At 72.0% G+C, this 15,220-nt stretch carries 18 protein-coding genes; 9 read left to right on the forward strand and 9 right to left on the reverse strand.

Annotated elements, in window-relative coordinates:
- Positions 1-10: 10 nt before the first annotated feature.
- From FCL41_RS11950 to FCL41_RS11960, 3 genes are all read right to left on the reverse strand, one after another.
- Entirely contained in the window at positions 11-541 is a 531-nt protein-coding gene (locus FCL41_RS11950; protein ID WP_137067123.1) for a M48 family metallopeptidase, read from the reverse strand.
- A gap of 11 nt (positions 542-552) precedes the next feature.
- Positions 553-1,593 (reverse strand): PHP domain-containing protein, encoded by a 1,041-nt coding sequence (locus tag FCL41_RS11955; RefSeq protein WP_137067124.1) that lies wholly within the window; start codon positions 1,591-1,593, stop codon positions 553-555.
- Between the two features lie 352 nt (positions 1,594-1,945).
- Entirely contained in the window at positions 1,946-2,752 is an 807-nt protein-coding gene (locus FCL41_RS11960) for an enoyl-CoA hydratase/isomerase family protein (protein WP_170970344.1), read from the reverse strand.
- Between the two features lie 176 nt (positions 2,753-2,928).
- On the opposite strand from FCL41_RS11960, the gene FCL41_RS17115 reads away from it, so the two are divergent.
- The 3 genes from FCL41_RS17115 to FCL41_RS11970 all read left to right on the forward strand — a co-directional run bounded on the left by FCL41_RS17115 (position 2,929) and on the right by FCL41_RS11970 (position 4,009).
- Positions 2,929-3,087 (forward strand): DUF5679 domain-containing protein, encoded by a 159-nt coding sequence (locus FCL41_RS17115; RefSeq protein ID WP_170213509.1) that lies wholly within the window; start codon positions 2,929-2,931, stop codon positions 3,085-3,087.
- A 129-nt stretch (positions 3,088-3,216) separates the two neighbouring features.
- Positions 3,217-3,798, forward strand: a complete 582-nt coding sequence (locus tag FCL41_RS11965; protein ID WP_138868064.1) for a hypothetical protein — start codon at positions 3,217-3,219, stop codon at positions 3,796-3,798.
- Positions 3,799-3,808: 10 nt separating this feature from the next.
- On the forward strand, positions 3,809-4,009 hold the full coding sequence (locus FCL41_RS11970) for a hypothetical protein (protein ID WP_138868065.1): 201 nt from the start codon (positions 3,809-3,811) through the stop codon (positions 4,007-4,009).
- Between the two features lie 33 nt (positions 4,010-4,042).
- On the opposite strand, the gene FCL41_RS17120 is transcribed toward FCL41_RS11970, so the two are convergent.
- From FCL41_RS17120 to FCL41_RS11985, 4 genes are all read right to left on the reverse strand, one after another.
- Positions 4,043-4,204: a hypothetical protein gene (locus tag FCL41_RS17120; RefSeq protein WP_170970345.1), complete on the reverse strand. Its 162-nt coding sequence runs from the start codon at positions 4,202-4,204 to the stop codon at positions 4,043-4,045.
- Positions 4,205-4,546: 342 nt separating this feature from the next.
- Complete coding sequence (locus tag FCL41_RS11975; protein WP_137067127.1) at positions 4,547-4,861, reverse strand: WhiB family transcriptional regulator; 315 nt, start codon at positions 4,859-4,861, stop codon at positions 4,547-4,549.
- A gap of 117 nt (positions 4,862-4,978) precedes the next feature.
- Complete coding sequence (locus tag FCL41_RS11980; RefSeq protein WP_137067128.1) at positions 4,979-5,266, reverse strand: hypothetical protein; 288 nt, start codon at positions 5,264-5,266, stop codon at positions 4,979-4,981.
- Between the two features lie 164 nt (positions 5,267-5,430).
- A complete protein-coding gene (locus FCL41_RS11985; RefSeq protein WP_137067129.1) occupies positions 5,431-7,482 on the reverse strand; it encodes an ATP-dependent DNA helicase UvrD2 in 2,052 nt (683 codons plus the stop codon).
- 279 nt (positions 7,483-7,761) lie between these two features.
- On the opposite strand from FCL41_RS11985, the gene FCL41_RS11990 reads away from it, so the two are divergent.
- Positions 7,762-7,992 (forward strand): mycoredoxin, encoded by a 231-nt coding sequence (locus tag FCL41_RS11990; protein WP_137067263.1) that lies wholly within the window; start codon positions 7,762-7,764, stop codon positions 7,990-7,992.
- Here FCL41_RS11990 and FCL41_RS11995 read toward each other — a convergent pair.
- Together FCL41_RS11995 and nudC are read right to left on the reverse strand one after the other, a co-directional pair.
- Positions 7,964-8,578 (reverse strand): hypothetical protein, encoded by a 615-nt coding sequence (locus FCL41_RS11995; protein WP_137067130.1) that lies wholly within the window; start codon positions 8,576-8,578, stop codon positions 7,964-7,966. The two genes, FCL41_RS11990 and FCL41_RS11995, sit on opposite strands and share 29 nt — an antisense overlap.
- Before the next feature lie 63 nt (positions 8,579-8,641).
- Entirely contained in the window at positions 8,642-9,604 is a 963-nt protein-coding gene (nudC, locus tag FCL41_RS12000) for an NAD(+) diphosphatase (protein ID WP_170970346.1), read from the reverse strand.
- A 66-nt stretch (positions 9,605-9,670) separates the two neighbouring features.
- On the opposite strand from nudC, the gene deoD reads away from it, so the two are divergent.
- From deoD to FCL41_RS12025, 5 genes are all read left to right on the forward strand, one after another.
- Complete coding sequence (gene deoD / locus FCL41_RS12005) at positions 9,671-10,384, forward strand: purine-nucleoside phosphorylase (protein ID WP_137067131.1); 714 nt, start codon at positions 9,671-9,673, stop codon at positions 10,382-10,384.
- A 34-nt stretch (positions 10,385-10,418) separates the two neighbouring features.
- A complete protein-coding gene (locus tag FCL41_RS12010) occupies positions 10,419-11,717 on the forward strand; it encodes a sensor histidine kinase (protein WP_137067132.1) in 1,299 nt (432 codons plus the stop codon).
- On the forward strand, positions 11,714-12,379 hold the full coding sequence (locus tag FCL41_RS12015) for a response regulator (RefSeq protein WP_137067133.1): 666 nt from the start codon (positions 11,714-11,716) through the stop codon (positions 12,377-12,379). Before FCL41_RS12010 ends, FCL41_RS12015 begins: the two co-directional genes overlap by 4 nt.
- A gap of 135 nt (positions 12,380-12,514) precedes the next feature.
- Entirely contained in the window at positions 12,515-13,303 is a 789-nt protein-coding gene (locus FCL41_RS12020; protein WP_137067134.1) for an ABC transporter ATP-binding protein, read from the forward strand.
- Positions 13,300-15,213 (forward strand): FtsX-like permease family protein, encoded by a 1,914-nt coding sequence (locus tag FCL41_RS12025; RefSeq protein WP_137067135.1) that lies wholly within the window; start codon positions 13,300-13,302, stop codon positions 15,211-15,213. The genes FCL41_RS12020 and FCL41_RS12025 overlap by 4 nt, the downstream gene beginning before the upstream one ends.
- Positions 15,214-15,220 lie beyond the last annotated feature (7 nt).

Raw genomic sequence — 15,220 nt, forward strand, 5'->3', positions numbered from 1 at the left:
GCCGACCGACTCAGTCGACGTACTCGCTGCCCGGCGGGTCGACGTCGGCCGCGTCGGACCACCCGAGCAGGTAGCCCCGTGCCCGTTCGGTCCGGGGGTAGCGGTTGACCCATCCCCAGAACTCGTCGTCGTGGCCCGGCACGAGCAGGTGCGCCAGCTCGTGCACGAGGACGTAGTCGATCACCCAGGTCGGCATGCCCTGGAGTCGCGACGAGAGCCGGATCGACCGGTCACCGGGAGTGCACGAGCCCCAGCGGGCACGCTGGTTGTCGACCCACCGCACCGAGGCAGCGGCGGCCAGGCCGCCGAAGATCTCGTCGTTGAGCTGCCCGGCGCGCACCAGCAGCTGCTCGTCGGAAGGACGCTTGCGCGCCTCGGAGCGCTCGAGACGGCGCACCATCTCCGCGATCCACTTCTGCTCCTCGCGCTTGCTCATCCATGCCGGCATGAGCACGACGACCTTGTCGCCCTCGCGATAGGCGGACACGGTGCGGCGCCGACGCGCACTGCGCCTGACCTCGACCGTCCCGTCCGCCTCCATGGCGACTCAGGCTACGGGTTCGCCCAGGCCAACAAGCGCTCTTCGGGCCAGGTGTTGACTATTCGATCGCTCTCGATGCCCGCCGCCTCCGCGCGGGCGCAGCCGTGGGCGAGCAGGTCGAGCTGTCCCGGAGCGTGGGCGTCGGAGTCGATCGAGAAGAGGCAACCGATGTCGCGCGCCAGCTCGATCAGGTCAGTGGGAGGGTCCCGGCGCTCGGGTCGGGAGTTGATCTCGACGGCCACGTCGTTGGCGGCGCACGCCTCGAAGACGGCCCGTGCGTCGAACTGGCTCGGGCCGCGGGTGCCACGGCTCCCGGTGACCAGACGACCGGTGCAGTGGCCGAGCACGTTCATCCGGGGGTGGGCCGTGGCGGCCACCATCCTGCGCGTCATCGCCGCGGGCTCCATGCCCAGCTTGGAGTGGACGCTGGCGACACGGACGTCCAGGCGGGCTAGCATCTCGTCGCTCTGGTCGAGCGAGCCGTCGTCGAGGATGTCGACCTCGATCCCCTTCAGGAGGGTGAAGCCGCTGCCCGTGAGGTGGCTGTTCACTGCGTCCACGACCTCCAGCTGGCGAGCCAGGCGCTCGGCGGAGAGGCCGCGAGCCACCTTGAGCCGGGGCGAGTGGTCGGTCAGCACGAGGTACTCGAGGCCCAGCTCGATCGCCGTGAAGGCCATTTCCTCGATCGGCGAGCCGCCGTCGGACCAGTCCGAGTGGGAGTGCAGGTCGCCCCGCAGGGCAGCACGGACGGCCTCGCCGCCGGTGACGCCGCGGTCCCCGTGCTCGCGCTCTGCCCGGGCCAGACGCTGCGGCACCACCCCGGCGAGCGCCTCGGTGATGACCGAGGCCGTGCTCGAGCCGATCCCGGGCAACGAGGTGAGTGTCCCGGCGTCGGCGTGAGCGCGCAGCTCCTCGTCCGCAAGGGGAAGGATCGTGGCGACGGCGGCGCGGTAGGCCTTGACCTTGTAGGTGTCCTCGCGGGCCCGTTCCAGGAGGAACGCGATGCGCCTCAGGGCCGCGACCGGGCCCTCGTCGTACGCCGTGTCAACCACCAGTGCTCCTCCACAGGTCCGCTACAGGAGTCGTCGCAGGTCAGGGCGTCGCGCCCGTGACGTGCCGGGCGTGTCCTGCACACGCCGCTCCCCAGTTCGTACGCCGTTCTCCACCGTAGTGCCCCCGCGATCAACAGGGTTGTCCCCAGTGTTTTCCACAGGTTGTGGGTTCTATTCACGCTCAGTGGTTGACCGAGCCCCGATCCCCCTCATACCGTGTGCGCAGATGAGGCCCCCGGCCATCATCCACGGGCGTTCGCAAGGGGAAGGCTGGCGGCCGTGGACGGCAGGGGGCCTCTTCATGTCCAGCCGGCCTCTGGGCCGTTCTCCTGCTCGCTCTTCAGCGGGCTCCTCAGCGCCCCTCGAAGCGCGGCGCCCGCTTCTCCCGGGCCGCACGAATCCCTTCCTGCAGGTCGTCGGTGGCCAAGGTGATCGGCTGGGCCATCGCCTCCCACTGCACCGCGCGCTCCAGCGAGGCGGGGCCGCCGTCGCGCAGCGCCAGGTTCGTGAGCCTGGTGGCGATCGGAGCGTGGCCAGCGATCTCGGCGGCCGTGGCCAGCACGTCGGTCAGGAAGGTCTCGCGCGGGAGCACCCGTGAGACCAGCCCCAGGCCCACGGCCTCGTCGCCCTGCACGAGGCGTCCGGTGAGGAACAGGTCGCGGGCCGCGGCGGCCCCGACCACGTCGGTGAGCAGGAAAGTCCCCGCCATCCCGGGGTGCAGGCCCAGACGGGTGAACGGCACCCCCATCTTGGCTCCCTGGGCGGCGAAGCGGAGGTCGCAGGCCAGCGCCATGCACAGGCCCGCCCCGATGGCAGGCCCGTTGACGGCCGCGATGGTCGGCACCTCGAGGCGGCGGATCGAGAGCCAGGCACGGTAGAACGGCAGCATGCGCTCCCGCAGCGCGTCGACGCTCGCGTCGGGCTCGCTGGCCAGCCAGTCGAGCTGGCCGCCCGAGGTGAAGGCACTGCCCTCTCCGGTCACGACCACGACCCGCAGCGACCGGTCGGCGGCAAGGTGGTCGACCGCTCGCACCCACGAGTCGGTCATCTCGTCGGACATCGCGTTGCGCTGCTCGGGGTTGTCCAGCGTGAGGAGGGCGACGCCCTCGCTGGGACGTTCGAGACGCAGATGGGTCAGTTCTGGGGTCACGTCAGTCATGCACGGCAGCGTACGCACGCCTGAGGCCATCCGCGGCGCGCCGGTGTGCCGTGCTTGCGTGAGCGTGAGCGTGTCGTAGTGTTTCCAAGGTCCAAGGGCATCAGCCCGGACTCCGGCGGGCTTCCCCCGAATCCCCGTCGCGACGACCGAGAACCACAACAAGCAAGGAGGCCGTCATGGCGGAGACCTGGAGCGGCGAGTTCTACTGCGTCAAGTGCAAGGAGAAGCGCGAGGCGTCGGGCGAGGTCAAGGTCAACGAGAAGGGCACCCGGATGGCGAAGGCCGTCTGCCCGACCTGTGGGACCAACCTCAACCGCATCCTCGGCAAGGCGTGACACACGCCCCCTAGCGGTTTCGGACGGCGTCGCCCCTGTGGGGCGGCGCCGTCCTGCATTTCAGCCCTGCGCTGTCAGCCCTGTGGAGGACCACCTCTGGCGGCCCCGGCGCGCTGCCAAGGTGGAGCCATGGCGTCCCCCACTCCCCTCCTCCGACTGCGACGTGGCGTCCCGGTGCTCCCGCGTGGCGACGGACTCGTCCTCGTCGGCACCGACCCGGAGCACCACGTCGTCCTGCCCGACACAGCTTCGGTGGCGCGGCTGCTGGCGCAGCTGCGCCTCGGCCTCCCCTCCGCGACCTCGCGCCAGACTCCCGACGATCCGACCGCCACCGTCCTGGCTGCACTGCGCCGGGCGGGGCTCGTGGTCGAGGTCGACGAGCAGGCGCTCCTCAGCGACGCGCGCGCCGCCACCCGGGTGTCCGTGCAGGCGCCCGACCCGTGGCTGCCCGCCGTCCAGGAGTGCGTGCGGCTCGCCGGTCTGGCGCTGGCCACAGGTCAGGGTGACGTGACGTGGGTGGTCTCCGCCGGCCCGCCCGACTGGGAGGTGCACGACGCCTTGCTGGCAGGCGAGGACCCCCGTGCTCTTCACCGCCGTGCACCCCTCGCGCATCTGCCTGGGGCCGTTCGTGCTGCCCGGCACCACCGCGTGCCTGCGGTGCCTGGCGGCGCAGAGTGGTGGCGTACGACCGCCACGCAGCGCGAGCAGTGAGCCCGCGGGGTTGCCCGAGGACCTCTCCCCCCTCCTGCTGCGTCAGGCCCTGCTGCAGGCCGTCACCGACCTGACGGCCTGGGCCGAGGGGCGCCAGCCCGTCGCCTGGTCGGCGACGACCTGGCTGGACGGGACGTCCGCACCCGTACGGCGGGTCTGGCCGCCCCACCCGCACTGCGGGTGCCGGTGGGACCAGTCCATGACGGGTTGAGCCCCAGGGTGAGCCCGTGCCGGGCAGTGGGAGTCACCACCAGTCGCTGTCGAGCTTGCCCTCCATGGAGCGGAGGTGCTTCCGCGTGCAGGCGACGCAGTGGCGCACCGTACGTCCTCGCTCCACCGACGTGGTCCACGCCATCGCTTCCTCCTCGGAGGAGGCGACGGCGCCACAGAGGTCACAGGTCGGCATGGCACCACGGTAGGCGGATAGCTCCGGACGCGCCTCGAGCCGGACCCGTCGGGGCCCGGCTCGAGGGTGCACCAGCGATCAGCGAGTGCGGTCAACCTGCTCGTCCGCGAGCAGGGTCACAGTGCCCGTGCGATGGCGAGACGCGCCCGGAGTGCAGCCTTCTCGGCCTGCCGGCTCAGGCGACGGGCGCGGCCCATCTGGTGGCCGCGTCTCAACTCCTGCGCCTCTCCCAGGCGCGCGGACATCCGTGCGCGTGCGAGCTCTTCAGACATCATGTCCATGTCAGTGCTTCCGTTCTGTTCACGTGTGGTCGTCCCGGTCGGGACGGGGGAATTCATGGGCTCAGGCCGCCGCGTCGGCGTCCGGGTTCTTGCGAGGACGTCCCCGCGGGCGCTTGCGGGGGATCACCGTTCCTTGGAGGAACAGCTCTCCACCCCAGACACCCCATGGCTCACGCCGCTCGAGCGCTCCTTCGAGACACTGACGGCGTACCGGGCACGTCTGGCACAGGCTCTTCGCCTGCTCCACCTCGTGGGGAGACTCGGCGAACCACAGCTCCGAGTCGTGGGTGAGGCAGGGCGAGGTCCCCGCGTCGGAGTCGGGGAGGACGGCCGGTGCCTGGAATGACGGTTTCGACTCGAGAATGGTGGCGGTCACTCGTGGTCACCTCCTTCACTGCTGATCTGATCGCTGGTGATGGTCTGGGCGGGAAATGCGAAAGGCCGCGGATTCCCTGATGGGATTCCGCGGCCCGGAGGTGCCGTCCTGTGTCTCTCAACAGGGCGGTGGACTCCAGGCAACGGGTCCCGGGTGGGCAGCAATGGCTGCCGGCTTGGCCGTGGGGGCGACGGCAAGGGCCGACGTCGTCACGACAACGGCGTGGGCACCCGTGAGGGCGGCCACGGCCACGGAGCCAGCACGACGGTTGGCGCGCTCGGCACGGAGACGGACTCCACCACCGAAGCCGTCGACGGCGCGCCACGCCGGAGCGATGGCGGCACCCGGCACGAGGGCGCGCTGGCACGGCTGCTGGGCCGCGTTCATCGGGTTGAAGTTCTTCACGGGTTCCACCTCCTCAGGTGCGTAGGGCGCCGACGGTGTCAGGGTCGAGTGCGCGCTGGACGAAAGTACGAGGACGAACTTAGTGCGGGGTTCGCTGAGGGCGCAAACCATTTATTGAGTGTCTTCTTCGGAATCTCGAAAAGGCCGCGAAGAAGGTCTTTGCGTCAACTATCGGCGAGTAGCGAGAGCAGTTCCTCGCCGTACTGGTCCACCTTCTTCGGACCCACTCCGGAGATCTTCAGGAGTGCGGCGTCCGACTGCGGCTTGTGCTCGGCGATGAGCTGCAACGTCGTGTCACTGAAGACCACGTACGGCGGCACCTCGTCGTCCGCGGCCCGGGCCTTGCGCCAGGCTCGCAGCTCCTCGAAGAGCTCCTCGTCGTAGGTGGCGGGGCAGAGCTCGCACCGCAGGAGCTTCTTCTCGGCCGGCGTGGTCAACGGACGGTTGCAGATCCGGCAGTGCCGCCCCTTGGCCGGGCCCTTGCGGCGAGGCGTGCGGGTGCCTGCACCTGCTGACTCGTCCCCCTCCCCCACGACGGAGTCGAGGAACCGTGAGCGGTGACGGTTGCCCTTGCCGCCGGGGTTGCGGGAGTAGGCCCAGCTCAGGGAGAGGTGCTCGCGGGCACGGGTCAGGCCCACGTAGAAGAGCCTCCGCTCCTCCTCCACCTCGGCCGGCGTCTTCGCGTAGATGATCGGCATGGTGCCTTCGACGAGGCCGACGAGGAAGACCGCATCCCACTCCAGGCCCTTGGCCGTGTGCAGCGTGGCGAGCGTGACGCCCTCGGCGACCGGGGCGTGCTGCTCGGCGGCGCGCCGGTCCAGCTCGTCGACGAAGGCCCCGAGGTCGTGCCCGGACTCGGCCGCGAACGCGACCGCCTGGTCGACGAGGGCCTGCCACGACTCCCACTGGTCACGCGTCTGGCCCCGCGAGGTCGGCGGAGTGCCCGTCCACCCGAGGCCCGACAGGGTCGCTCGCACGGTGTCGAGCATGCTGCCGTCGGCCTCGCCCGAGCGCGCTGCCCCGCGCAGCAGGGTGACGGCCTTGCGGACCTCCGGACGCTCGAAGAACCGGGCGGCGCCGCGTACGACGTAGGGGACGCCCTTGTCGGCGAAGGCGTCCTCGAAGTTCTCGGTCTGGGCGTTGATGCGGGTGAGCACCGCGATCTCACGGGCGGGAAGGCCGCCGGCGATCAGCTGGGCGATCCGCGCGGCGACGGCGGCGGCCTCGGCGACCTCGTCGCTGTGACCGGTCGCGGCGATCGGCGGGCCGGCAGGGCGCTGGGCCCGCAGTTCGACCCCCTGGCTCACGGTGCCCGCGAGGGCGGCGTTCGCTGCCTCGACGATCTGCGGGGTCGAACGGTAGTTGCGCACCAGTTCGACCGACGTCGCCTGGGGGTAGCGCTCGGTGAACGTGCGGAGGTAGGAGGCGTCCGCGCCGGCGAAGGAGTAGATGGTCTGGGCCGGGTCGCCGACGACGCAGATCTCGTCGCGACCGCCGAGCCACAGGTCCAGCAGCGCCGACTGGAGGGGCGAGACGTCCTGGAACTCGTCGACCACGAACCACTTGTACTGCCGGCGGACCTGGGCGGAGACCCTCTCGTCGTCGGCCAGCATGCCGGCGGTCCACAGCAGCACATCCTCCATGTCCATGCGGCCGACGTTGCGCTTGACCTCCTCGTAGGCCTCGTAGACGTGACCCACCGTCGTCGGGTCGACGTCGCCGACCTGGCGTCCGCGCCGGATCGCGGCCACCGCGTAGCCGTCGGGAGAGACGTTGGAGACCTTGGCCCACTCGATCTCGGAGGCGATGTCACGCAGGAGGGCCTTGTCGGGGGCGAGTCGCTGCCGCCGAGCGGCCGTGGCGAGCATCCCGAGCTTCGACGCCGTGAGCTCGGGCAGCTCGCGTCCGTGGACACGGGGCCAGAAGTACCGCAGCTGGCGCAGGGCGGCCGAGTGGAACGTACGCGCCTGCACCCCGCCGGCGCCGAGGGTGCGCAACCGCGAGCGCATCTCGCCCGCCGCACGGGTGGTGAAGGTGACGGCCAGGACCTCGCTCGGCGCGTAGACACCGCTCGCCACGCCGTGGGCGATCCGGTGCGTGATCGCCCGGGTCTTGCCACTGCCCGCCCCGGCGAGCACCCGCACGGGACCGCGCAGGGCCTCGGCCACCCGTCGTTGTTCGGGGTCGAGGGCGACCAACAGGTCGTCGGGGGTCACTGGTGTCACTGCTCCTGCGGGTCTCGTGCTGACGGGTCGAGCCTAGACGTCACCGGGGACAGTCACGCGGGGGCATGTGGAGGAGCACCATGACCGCACCATGACCCTGGGGCTCTGAGGTTTCCTGGGTCAGGGGCCCCGTCAGGGCCGCGTGGCGTCAGGGAATCGGGGACACGCCCGTACTGTTCCACCAGACGGAGCGGGGCAGCCGATCGTGGGCCTCGCTCGCCAGCCCGTCCCTGCAGAGGAGTTCACGTGAGCACCGAGGCCAAGTTCACCATGTACAGCACCCCGTGGTGCGGCTACTGCCACCGCCTGAAGAGCCAGCTCGACCGCGAGGGCATCGAGTTCGACATGGTCGACATCGAGCAGGTCCCCGAGGCGGCGAAGCTCGTCGAGGAGGCCAACGGCGGCAACCAGACGGTCCCGACGCTCGTCTACTCCGACGGCACGGCCCAGACGAACCCGAGCCTGGCGCAGGTCAAGCAGAAGCTGGCTTCGCTCGTCTGAGCCCGACGCTGGTGAGCCACGCGACCGCCATCACCACGGCGGCCGTGACGGCTCCTGCCAGGCCGCCGATCACGGCGACGTCGCACTCGTCGGCCTCAGACGGACCGGAGCATTCTGCCTGCTCGTACCAGACCATGCCGAGCCAGAAGCCTAGGGTCACGAGGGCGAGGGTCGCCACCACCCACGCCAGTCCGCGCGCGGCCGGGGTGAGCTGGCGGCGGTCTCCGCTGCGTACGACGAACCGCTCGGTGAGCAGCGCCCACATCAGCAGCACCAGGCCGGTCGTGAGCCACACGTACTCGAAGTCACCGGAGACATAGACGAACCGGAAGCTCACCAGGGAGTAGCCGACGGCCATCACCAGGAGGGCTGCGGCGACGACCAGGGCCACGCCTCGGCGCGCCAGCGGCGACGGCCACGCGAGCGCCACGGCGGCGGTGAGCAACGCGAGCGCCACCCACGCGTACGTGTTCGTCGTCGGCTGCACCATCTCGCCGTCGAGGTGGACGAAGCCTCCCCACCCCAGGGCAACGAGAGCGGCGACGGCCAGCGTCACCGCCAGTCCCGTGCGTCGTCGCTCGTCCATCCGGGGCTCCCTCGTTCGACCCACGCCCTGCGCGCGGTGAGCACCGTACTGGCGATCAGCGGCTCACCGGGGGCGAATGTCCCCGCCCGGCAGCGGCCCGCCGTAGAAGTCGGTCAGCAACGACGCCGAGATGGAGACGCTGCGCGGCACCGTGACGCTGCCGTCCTCGAGCCCGGCCCGCAGGTCGGCGCGGGTGAACCATCGGGCGTCCTCGATCTCCGCCCCGTCGACGTGGATCTCCCGTGAGGTCGCGCGCCCGGTGAAGGCCACCATCAGGCTCGCCGGCAGTGGCCACGGCTGGGACCCGAAGTAGGTCACGTCGCCGACGCGTACGCCCGTCTCCTCGTAGGTCTCGCGGCGCACCGCGTCCTCGAGCGTCTCTCCCGGCTCGCAGAAGCCTGCGAGCGAGGACCACTGCGTCGAGGGCCAGCTCGCCTGCCGGCCGAGCAGCACGGCCTCGTCGTCACCACCTGGCTCGCCTGTGGTGATCGTCATGATGACCGCCGGGTCGGTGCGCGGGAACTGGGAGCGTCCACACCGGGCGCACCGCAGCTCGTGACCGGCGGCCCGCGGCAGCAGGTCTCCCCCGCACCGAGGGCAGAAGCGGTGGGAACGGCGCCACTCGGCGAGGCCGACGGCGTGGAAGAGCCACGGCGCCTCCTCCGAGGCCTCCTCGTCCCCCACGGCCAGCAGCCCGAAGAGACCGCGCAGGCCGATCCAGTCGTCGGTGCCCCCGGCGACGTCGGCACGGTCGGCCAGCACGGCGAAGCGCGTACGCCCGTCCCGCTGGCCCAGCAGGATGCGTTCGCCGTGCGGGGCCAGGGCCTGCGCCTGGGCCGACGAGAGCCACGGCACGCTCCCCCCGGAAGCGTCGACCCGTCCGCCCGAGACCACCAGGACCCGCGTCGACGCGTCGGCCCACCGCGCGTCGAGCCAGGCCGCATCGGTGCGGTGCAGCGCCTCACGGTTGTGGGCCCGCACGGAGAGGGCGAGGTGAGGAAGGGACGAGTGGTTGTCACGGCTCACAGTCCGAGGCTACCCACGCCCTCCGTCCCCTGCGAAGGGCCAGAGGCGGCGGTAGGTTCATCCGTCATGAGCACGCACATCGGAGCCTCGCCCGGCCAGGTCGCCCCCACCGTCCTCTTTCCCGGTGACCCGTTGCGTGCCAAGTGGATCGCCGAGACGTTCCTCGACGACGCCACGTGCTACTCCGAGGTCCGGGGGATGTACGGCTACACCGGCACGTGGAACGGCACGCCCGTCTCGGTCCAGGGCTCCGGCATGGGACAGCCGTCGATGGCGATCTACGCCAACGAGCTCTTCAAGGACTACGACGTCGCCTCGATCATCCGGGTCGGCTCCTGCGGCGCGCTCACCGAGAAGGTCGCGATCCGCGACGTCGTGATCGCGTCGGGAGCGTGCACCGACTCGGCGAAGAACACGCACCGCTTCGGTGGCTACGACTACGCACCGGTCGCCGACTTCGGGCTGCTGCGGGCCGCGTACGACGCCGCGAGCGAGATGCCCGAGGTCACCACCCACGTCGGGCTGATCTTCTCCAGCGACTCGTTCTACTCGCCGCGTCCCGAGCTGATGAAGGCCCAGGTCGACCACGGCGTGCTCGCGGTGGAGATGGAGGCGAGCGCTCTCTACACGCTCGCGGCGCAGTACGGCCGGCGCGCCCTGGCGATCTGCACGGTCTCCGACCACATCGTGACCGGCGAGGAGACCACGTCGCAGGAGCGGGAGCAGACCTTCGCAGCGATGATCGAGATCGCGCTGCGAGCCGCCCTGACTGCTGCCTGAGCTCAGCCCACCGGGCGCAGGTAGCGTGCGGCTCGTGACTCGTCGAGGCAGCACCCACTCCGCAGGCCTGCGGGTCGCCGCTGTCACGACGGCGCTGGCGTGGGCGGCACTGGCCTGCTTCGCCGTCGCCGCGGCCGTGCCGGCGGACGGCACGATGCGCTCCCCCGCCGCGTGGGCCTGGGTCGTCGGGACCGTGGTGGTGGGCCTGCAGGGGGCGGCGCTGCTCCGTCGCACCTCAGCCCCACGCAGCGTGCTGCTGGCAACCTCCGCCGGCATGGTCATCTTCGCCGCGGTCGGCCTGGGTGACCAGCTGACCGCGGCCCAGCTCGCGGTGCTGGTGGCTACCTACTCCTTCGGCCTGACGGAACCCTTCGGTCGGGCCTGGCCCGTGCTCGGACTGGCCGTGCTCCTCATCGGCGCGGGCTCGGCGCTCAGCGCCCACGACGCTGGCGAGACCGTCGGGGTCGCGGTGGGCCTGGGGCTCGGCCAGGGCGTGGGGACCGTGGCCATGCCATGGCTCGTGGCCGTCGTGGTGGCCGCCCGTCGGGAGATCGCGCAGGCCCGAGCCGGTCGCAGCGCTGCGCTCGCCCGGGAGCAGGACGCCCTGCTGCAGGCCGCGATCGCCCGCGAACGGGCCGCGATGGCCCGAGAGCTGCACGACATCGCCGCGCACCACCTCTCCGGCATCGCGGTGATGACCGCTGCCATCGGCACCCAGATCGACGCCGACCCCGCCGCGGCCAAGGCCGGCGTCGCGCAGGTGCGCCAGCAGAGCCGCGCCGTGCTGCGGGACCTGCGCAGCCTCGTCGGCCTGCTGCGTGACGACACGGAGACGGGGGCGGCGACGACAGCGCAGGTACGCCCGGAGTCCCTCGCCGGCCTCCCCGCGCTCGTCGAGGAGGTACGGGCGCCGGGGCGCGACGTCGTCCTCACCGTGCTCGATCACCCAGGGCCGCCGCCCGCCGGGGTGGGCCCGTTGGCCCAGCTCGCGGCGTACCGGATGGTCCAGGAGTCCCTCGCCAACGCCGCCCGGCACGCTCCAGGCGCGGCCACCGAGGTGACCCTCGACCAGCGAGGCAGGGACACCGTCACGGTGACCGTGCGCAACGCCGCGCCGCCCACCGCCGCCATGCCGGAGACGACGTCGCGCGCCGGCTTCGGGATCGTCGGCATGCGCGAGCGGGCCGAGCTCACCGGTGCCACCCTGGAGTGCGGCCCGACCCCTGAGGGTGGGTGGCAGGTACGGCTGGAGATGCCACGGGAGCAGGGCGTCGACCTGGGCGTCGACTCGGGCGTCGACCTGGCTTCCGACCCGGGCAAGGAGCACGCATGATCAGGGTCGTCGTGGCCGACGACCAGGCGCTCGTCCGCGCCGGCCTGACCACTCTCATCAACGCCGAGCCCGACCTCCAGGTGGTCGCGGTCGCCAGCGACGGACGCGAGGCGGTGGAGGCTGCCCGACGGCTGCGGCCCGACGTCGTCTGCATGGACGTCCGGATGCCCGGCCAGGACGGCATCAGCGCCACCCGCGAGCTGTGCGGTGCCGGCGTCGCCGACCCCGTGCCCGTCCTGGTGCTCACCACCTTCGACGTCGACGAGCACCTCTTCGGAGCCCTGGAGGCGGGCGCCTCGGGCTTCCTGCTCAAGGACGCCGAGCCGGACGTGCTCGTCGCCGCCGTGCGTACGGTCGCGCGTGGCAACGGCACCCTCGACGACAGCCTCACCAAACGCGTGCTGCGGGAGGTGGTGACGCGACGCCAGATCGTGCCGGTGACGGCCGGGCGGGCCACCGAGCTGCTGACCGCCCGCGAGCTCGACATCCTGCTCCTGCTCGCCCAGGGGCTCTCCAACGACGAGATCGCCGCCGAGCTCGTCCTCGAGACCTCGACGGTGAAGTCGCACCTCGCCCGGATGATGCCCAAGCTCGGGGTGCGCTCCCGCCTCCAGGCGGCGGTGTGGGCCTACCAGAACAAGGTCGTCGCGGTCCCCGACTGAGGGCGCCCACGACCACTCGCGGCACCGGTTGCATCGAAGGATGCAACTCGGCGATCTCCCTCCTGAGCGGCTCGTGGCCGGGGCAGGCGATCCGTAGCGTCGTGGTTGTCCTGACCTGCCTCCCGAGGAGCCCCGATGTCCGCCCCCGCGACCCACCGCACCCCGCCTCCGCCCCCCTCCCAGCCGACGCCCACCCGCTCGGGTGCGGCGCTCACCCTGCTCGACGTCCGCAAGGAGTACGCCGGCCCGGCGGCGCCCGTCCACGCCCTGCGCGGCGTCTCGCTCTCCTTGGCTCCCGGCTCGTTCACCGCCGTGATGGGCCCGTCCGGATCGGGCAAGTCGACGCTGCTGCACTGCGCTGCCGGGCTCGACGTCCCGACCAGCGGGCAGGTGCACGTGGGTGGACACGACATCAGCCGACTCACCCCCGACCGTCTCGCCCGCTTCCGGCGTGACCACGTCGGCTTCGTCTTCCAGGCCTACAACCTCGTGCCGCACCTCAGCGTCGCCGACAACGTGGCCCTCCCGGTGATCCTCGCCGGGCGCGAGCCCGACCTGGCGTGGATGGCGCACCTCCTCGGCTCCGTGGGTCTCTCCGGCATGGAGGGGCGTCGCCCGGGCGACCTCTCGGGCGGTCAGGCGCAACGTGTGGCGATCGCCCGCGCGCTCTTCTCCCGCCCCACCCTCGTCTTCGCCGACGAACCGACCGGTGCCCTCGACGTACGCACGGGGACAGAGGTCCTGGGAGTCCTGCGCGACACCGCCGCGCAGCTCGGGCAGACCTTGGTCGTGGTGACCCACGACGCGACGGTGGCGGCCGCTGCCGAGCAGGTGCTGCTGCTGGCCGACGGCCAGGTCGTCGACCGCATCGACGCGCCCACCGCGCAGCTCGTCGCGGACCGGATGCTGGGACTCGAGCGATGAGCACGCTCGGACGCATCACTCGCTCCGGTGCACTCGCCCACGCCCCCAGCCTCGTGGCGCCCTTCGTGGTGGTTGCCCTGGCCGCTGCGCTGGTCTCGGTGACCGGTGTGCTGGTGGAGTCGGGCCTGCGCTCGGACGACGGGGGCATGGTGGTGGCCGTCGCGTCGTCGTTCGCCGGCACGGCACTGGTCCTGGTGATCTTCGTGGTGACGGCGACCGTCCAGCTCGCCCTGCGCCAGCGTCACCGCGACCTCGCGCTGATGCGCGCCGTCGGGGCCACGGCCGCCCAGATGCGCGCTTTGGTGGCCCGCGAGGTGACGCTCGTGACGGTCACCGCAGCCCCGCTGGGCGCGCTCGCTGGGCTGTACGCTGCCCCGCTGCTCACCCCGTCACTGGTCGCGGCGGGCGTGGCTGACCCCGGGTTGACGCTTCACTTCTCCCCTGCTCCTGTGGTGGCAGCGGTCCTGGTCCTGCTCCCGGTCACGCTGCTGGCGGCGCGCCTCGCGACGCGTGCCACGCTCCGTCAGGCACCGACGACTGCGGTCGCGCAGAGCCTGGTGGAACCCCTCGACATCGGCCGCACCCGGAAGCTCTCGGCCGCGGTGGTCGCCGGGCTCGGACTGGTGACCGCGTTCAGCCCGGTGGTCGTCCCGGGAACGTTGGGTGCCGCCACCTCCGCGGTCTCGGCCTTCCTGCTCATCGGCGCCGTCGCGCTCGCCGGGCCGGCCCTGGTGGCCTGGGTGCTCGAGCGGACCGGGACCGCCCACGGCACACCGGCCGTGCGACTGGCCCTGGCCAACACCCGCGGCTTCTCGCGTCGTCTCACCACCGTCGTCGTGCCGCTCGCACTGGCGCTGGGGGTCGGCACGGTCCAGGCCTCGACCGACGACGCCTTGGCGAAGGCCGCGGGTGCGCAGCTGCGCGCGGGCCTGGCAGCCGACCTGGTGGTCACCGGCGCGGACGTGGGAGACCAGGTCGCGGAGCTCTCCTCCCTGGCCGGAGTCGACGACGTGGTGGCGCTCTCCCGCGTGCCGGCGAAGGTGCGTACCGACGACGAGAGCCAGTGGCTCGGTGCGCTCGGGTGGGAGCCCGTCGCGATGCTCGCCCTGCCCCCCGAGGGGACGCGCGGGATGCTCGACCCGAGCGTGGTGGAGGGCGACCTGGCCGCGCTGGCCGAGCCCGGCACGATCGCGATCAGCCGGGACGCCCAGTTCGACACCGGCAAGGGCATCGGCGAGGAGATCGCGGTTGACTGGGGCACCGGCACGCCGGTCGGGGCGAAGGTCGTCGCCATCCACGAGCGCGGTCTGGGGTTCGGCGACTACCTGGTGGCCCAGGACAGCGCCGCCGCACACGGCGTCGACGTACGCCCCGACACACTCCTGCTCGGCACCGACGACGCCACAGCGGTGCGTGACCACCTCGCGGGCCCGGGTTTCGCTGGTCTGGATCTGGTCGTGCAGGACGAGGCCGGCCACGTGCAGCAGATGACCATCGCTGCCGAGGGCGCCACCCGACTCTCATCGGTGCTGCTGCTGGCGCTGCTGCTCTTCGTGGGCGTCGCTGCTGCCAATGCGCTCGTCCTCAGCACTGCCGGACGGGCCGGCGAGCTCCTCCTGCTGCGCCGCACCGGTGCCACCCGCCGACAGCTCCTCGCGATGGCCGGGGTGGAGTCCCTGGTGACGGGAGGGGTCGCCTGGCTGGTGGGCACGGCCACGGTCGTGCCGGCCGCCGTGGGCGTCACCAGCGGCCTGCTCGGGTGGGCGGCGCCGGCCGTGGCGTGGACGACGTACGGCTGGTTGAGCCTCACGGTCCTGCTCATTCCGCTGCTCACCGTGGTCCCGGTGGTGGCGCGAGGGCTGCTGGCGCACCGCGTGCCGGTGCTCGGCGCGGCCGGCCGCTTGTCCTGACGGGCGG

It is taken from the genome of Nocardioides jishulii, assembly GCF_006007965.1.
Classification (GTDB): domain Bacteria; phylum Actinomycetota; class Actinomycetes; order Propionibacteriales; family Nocardioidaceae; genus Nocardioides; species Nocardioides jishulii.

Excerpts from the sequence above, each read along its gene's own strand:
- FCL41_RS11950 (WP_137067123.1), bottom strand. The coding sequence starts at position 541 with ATGGAGGCGGACGGGACGGTCGAGGTCAGGCGCAGTGCGCGTCGGCGC.
- FCL41_RS11960 (WP_170970344.1), bottom strand. The coding sequence starts at position 2,752 with ATGACTGACGTGACCCCAGAACTGACCCATCTGCGTCTCGAACGTCCC.
- FCL41_RS17115 (WP_170213509.1), top strand. The coding sequence starts at position 2,929 with ATGGCGGAGACCTGGAGCGGCGAGTTCTACTGCGTCAAGTGCAAGGAG.
- FCL41_RS11965 (WP_138868064.1), top strand. The coding sequence starts at position 3,217 with ATGGCGTCCCCCACTCCCCTCCTCCGACTGCGACGTGGCGTCCCGGTG.
- FCL41_RS17120 (WP_170970345.1), bottom strand. The coding sequence starts at position 4,204 with ATGCCGACCTGTGACCTCTGTGGCGCCGTCGCCTCCTCCGAGGAGGAA.
- FCL41_RS11990 (WP_137067263.1), top strand. The coding sequence starts at position 7,762 with ATGTACAGCACCCCGTGGTGCGGCTACTGCCACCGCCTGAAGAGCCAG.
- FCL41_RS11995 (WP_137067130.1), bottom strand. The coding sequence starts at position 8,578 with ATGGACGAGCGACGACGCACGGGACTGGCGGTGACGCTGGCCGTCGCC.
- deoD (WP_137067131.1), top strand. The coding sequence starts at position 9,671 with ATGAGCACGCACATCGGAGCCTCGCCCGGCCAGGTCGCCCCCACCGTC.
- FCL41_RS12015 (WP_137067133.1), top strand. The coding sequence starts at position 11,714 with ATGATCAGGGTCGTCGTGGCCGACGACCAGGCGCTCGTCCGCGCCGGC.
- FCL41_RS12020 (WP_137067134.1), top strand. The coding sequence starts at position 12,515 with ATGTCCGCCCCCGCGACCCACCGCACCCCGCCTCCGCCCCCCTCCCAG.
- FCL41_RS12025 (WP_137067135.1), top strand. The coding sequence starts at position 13,300 with ATGAGCACGCTCGGACGCATCACTCGCTCCGGTGCACTCGCCCACGCC.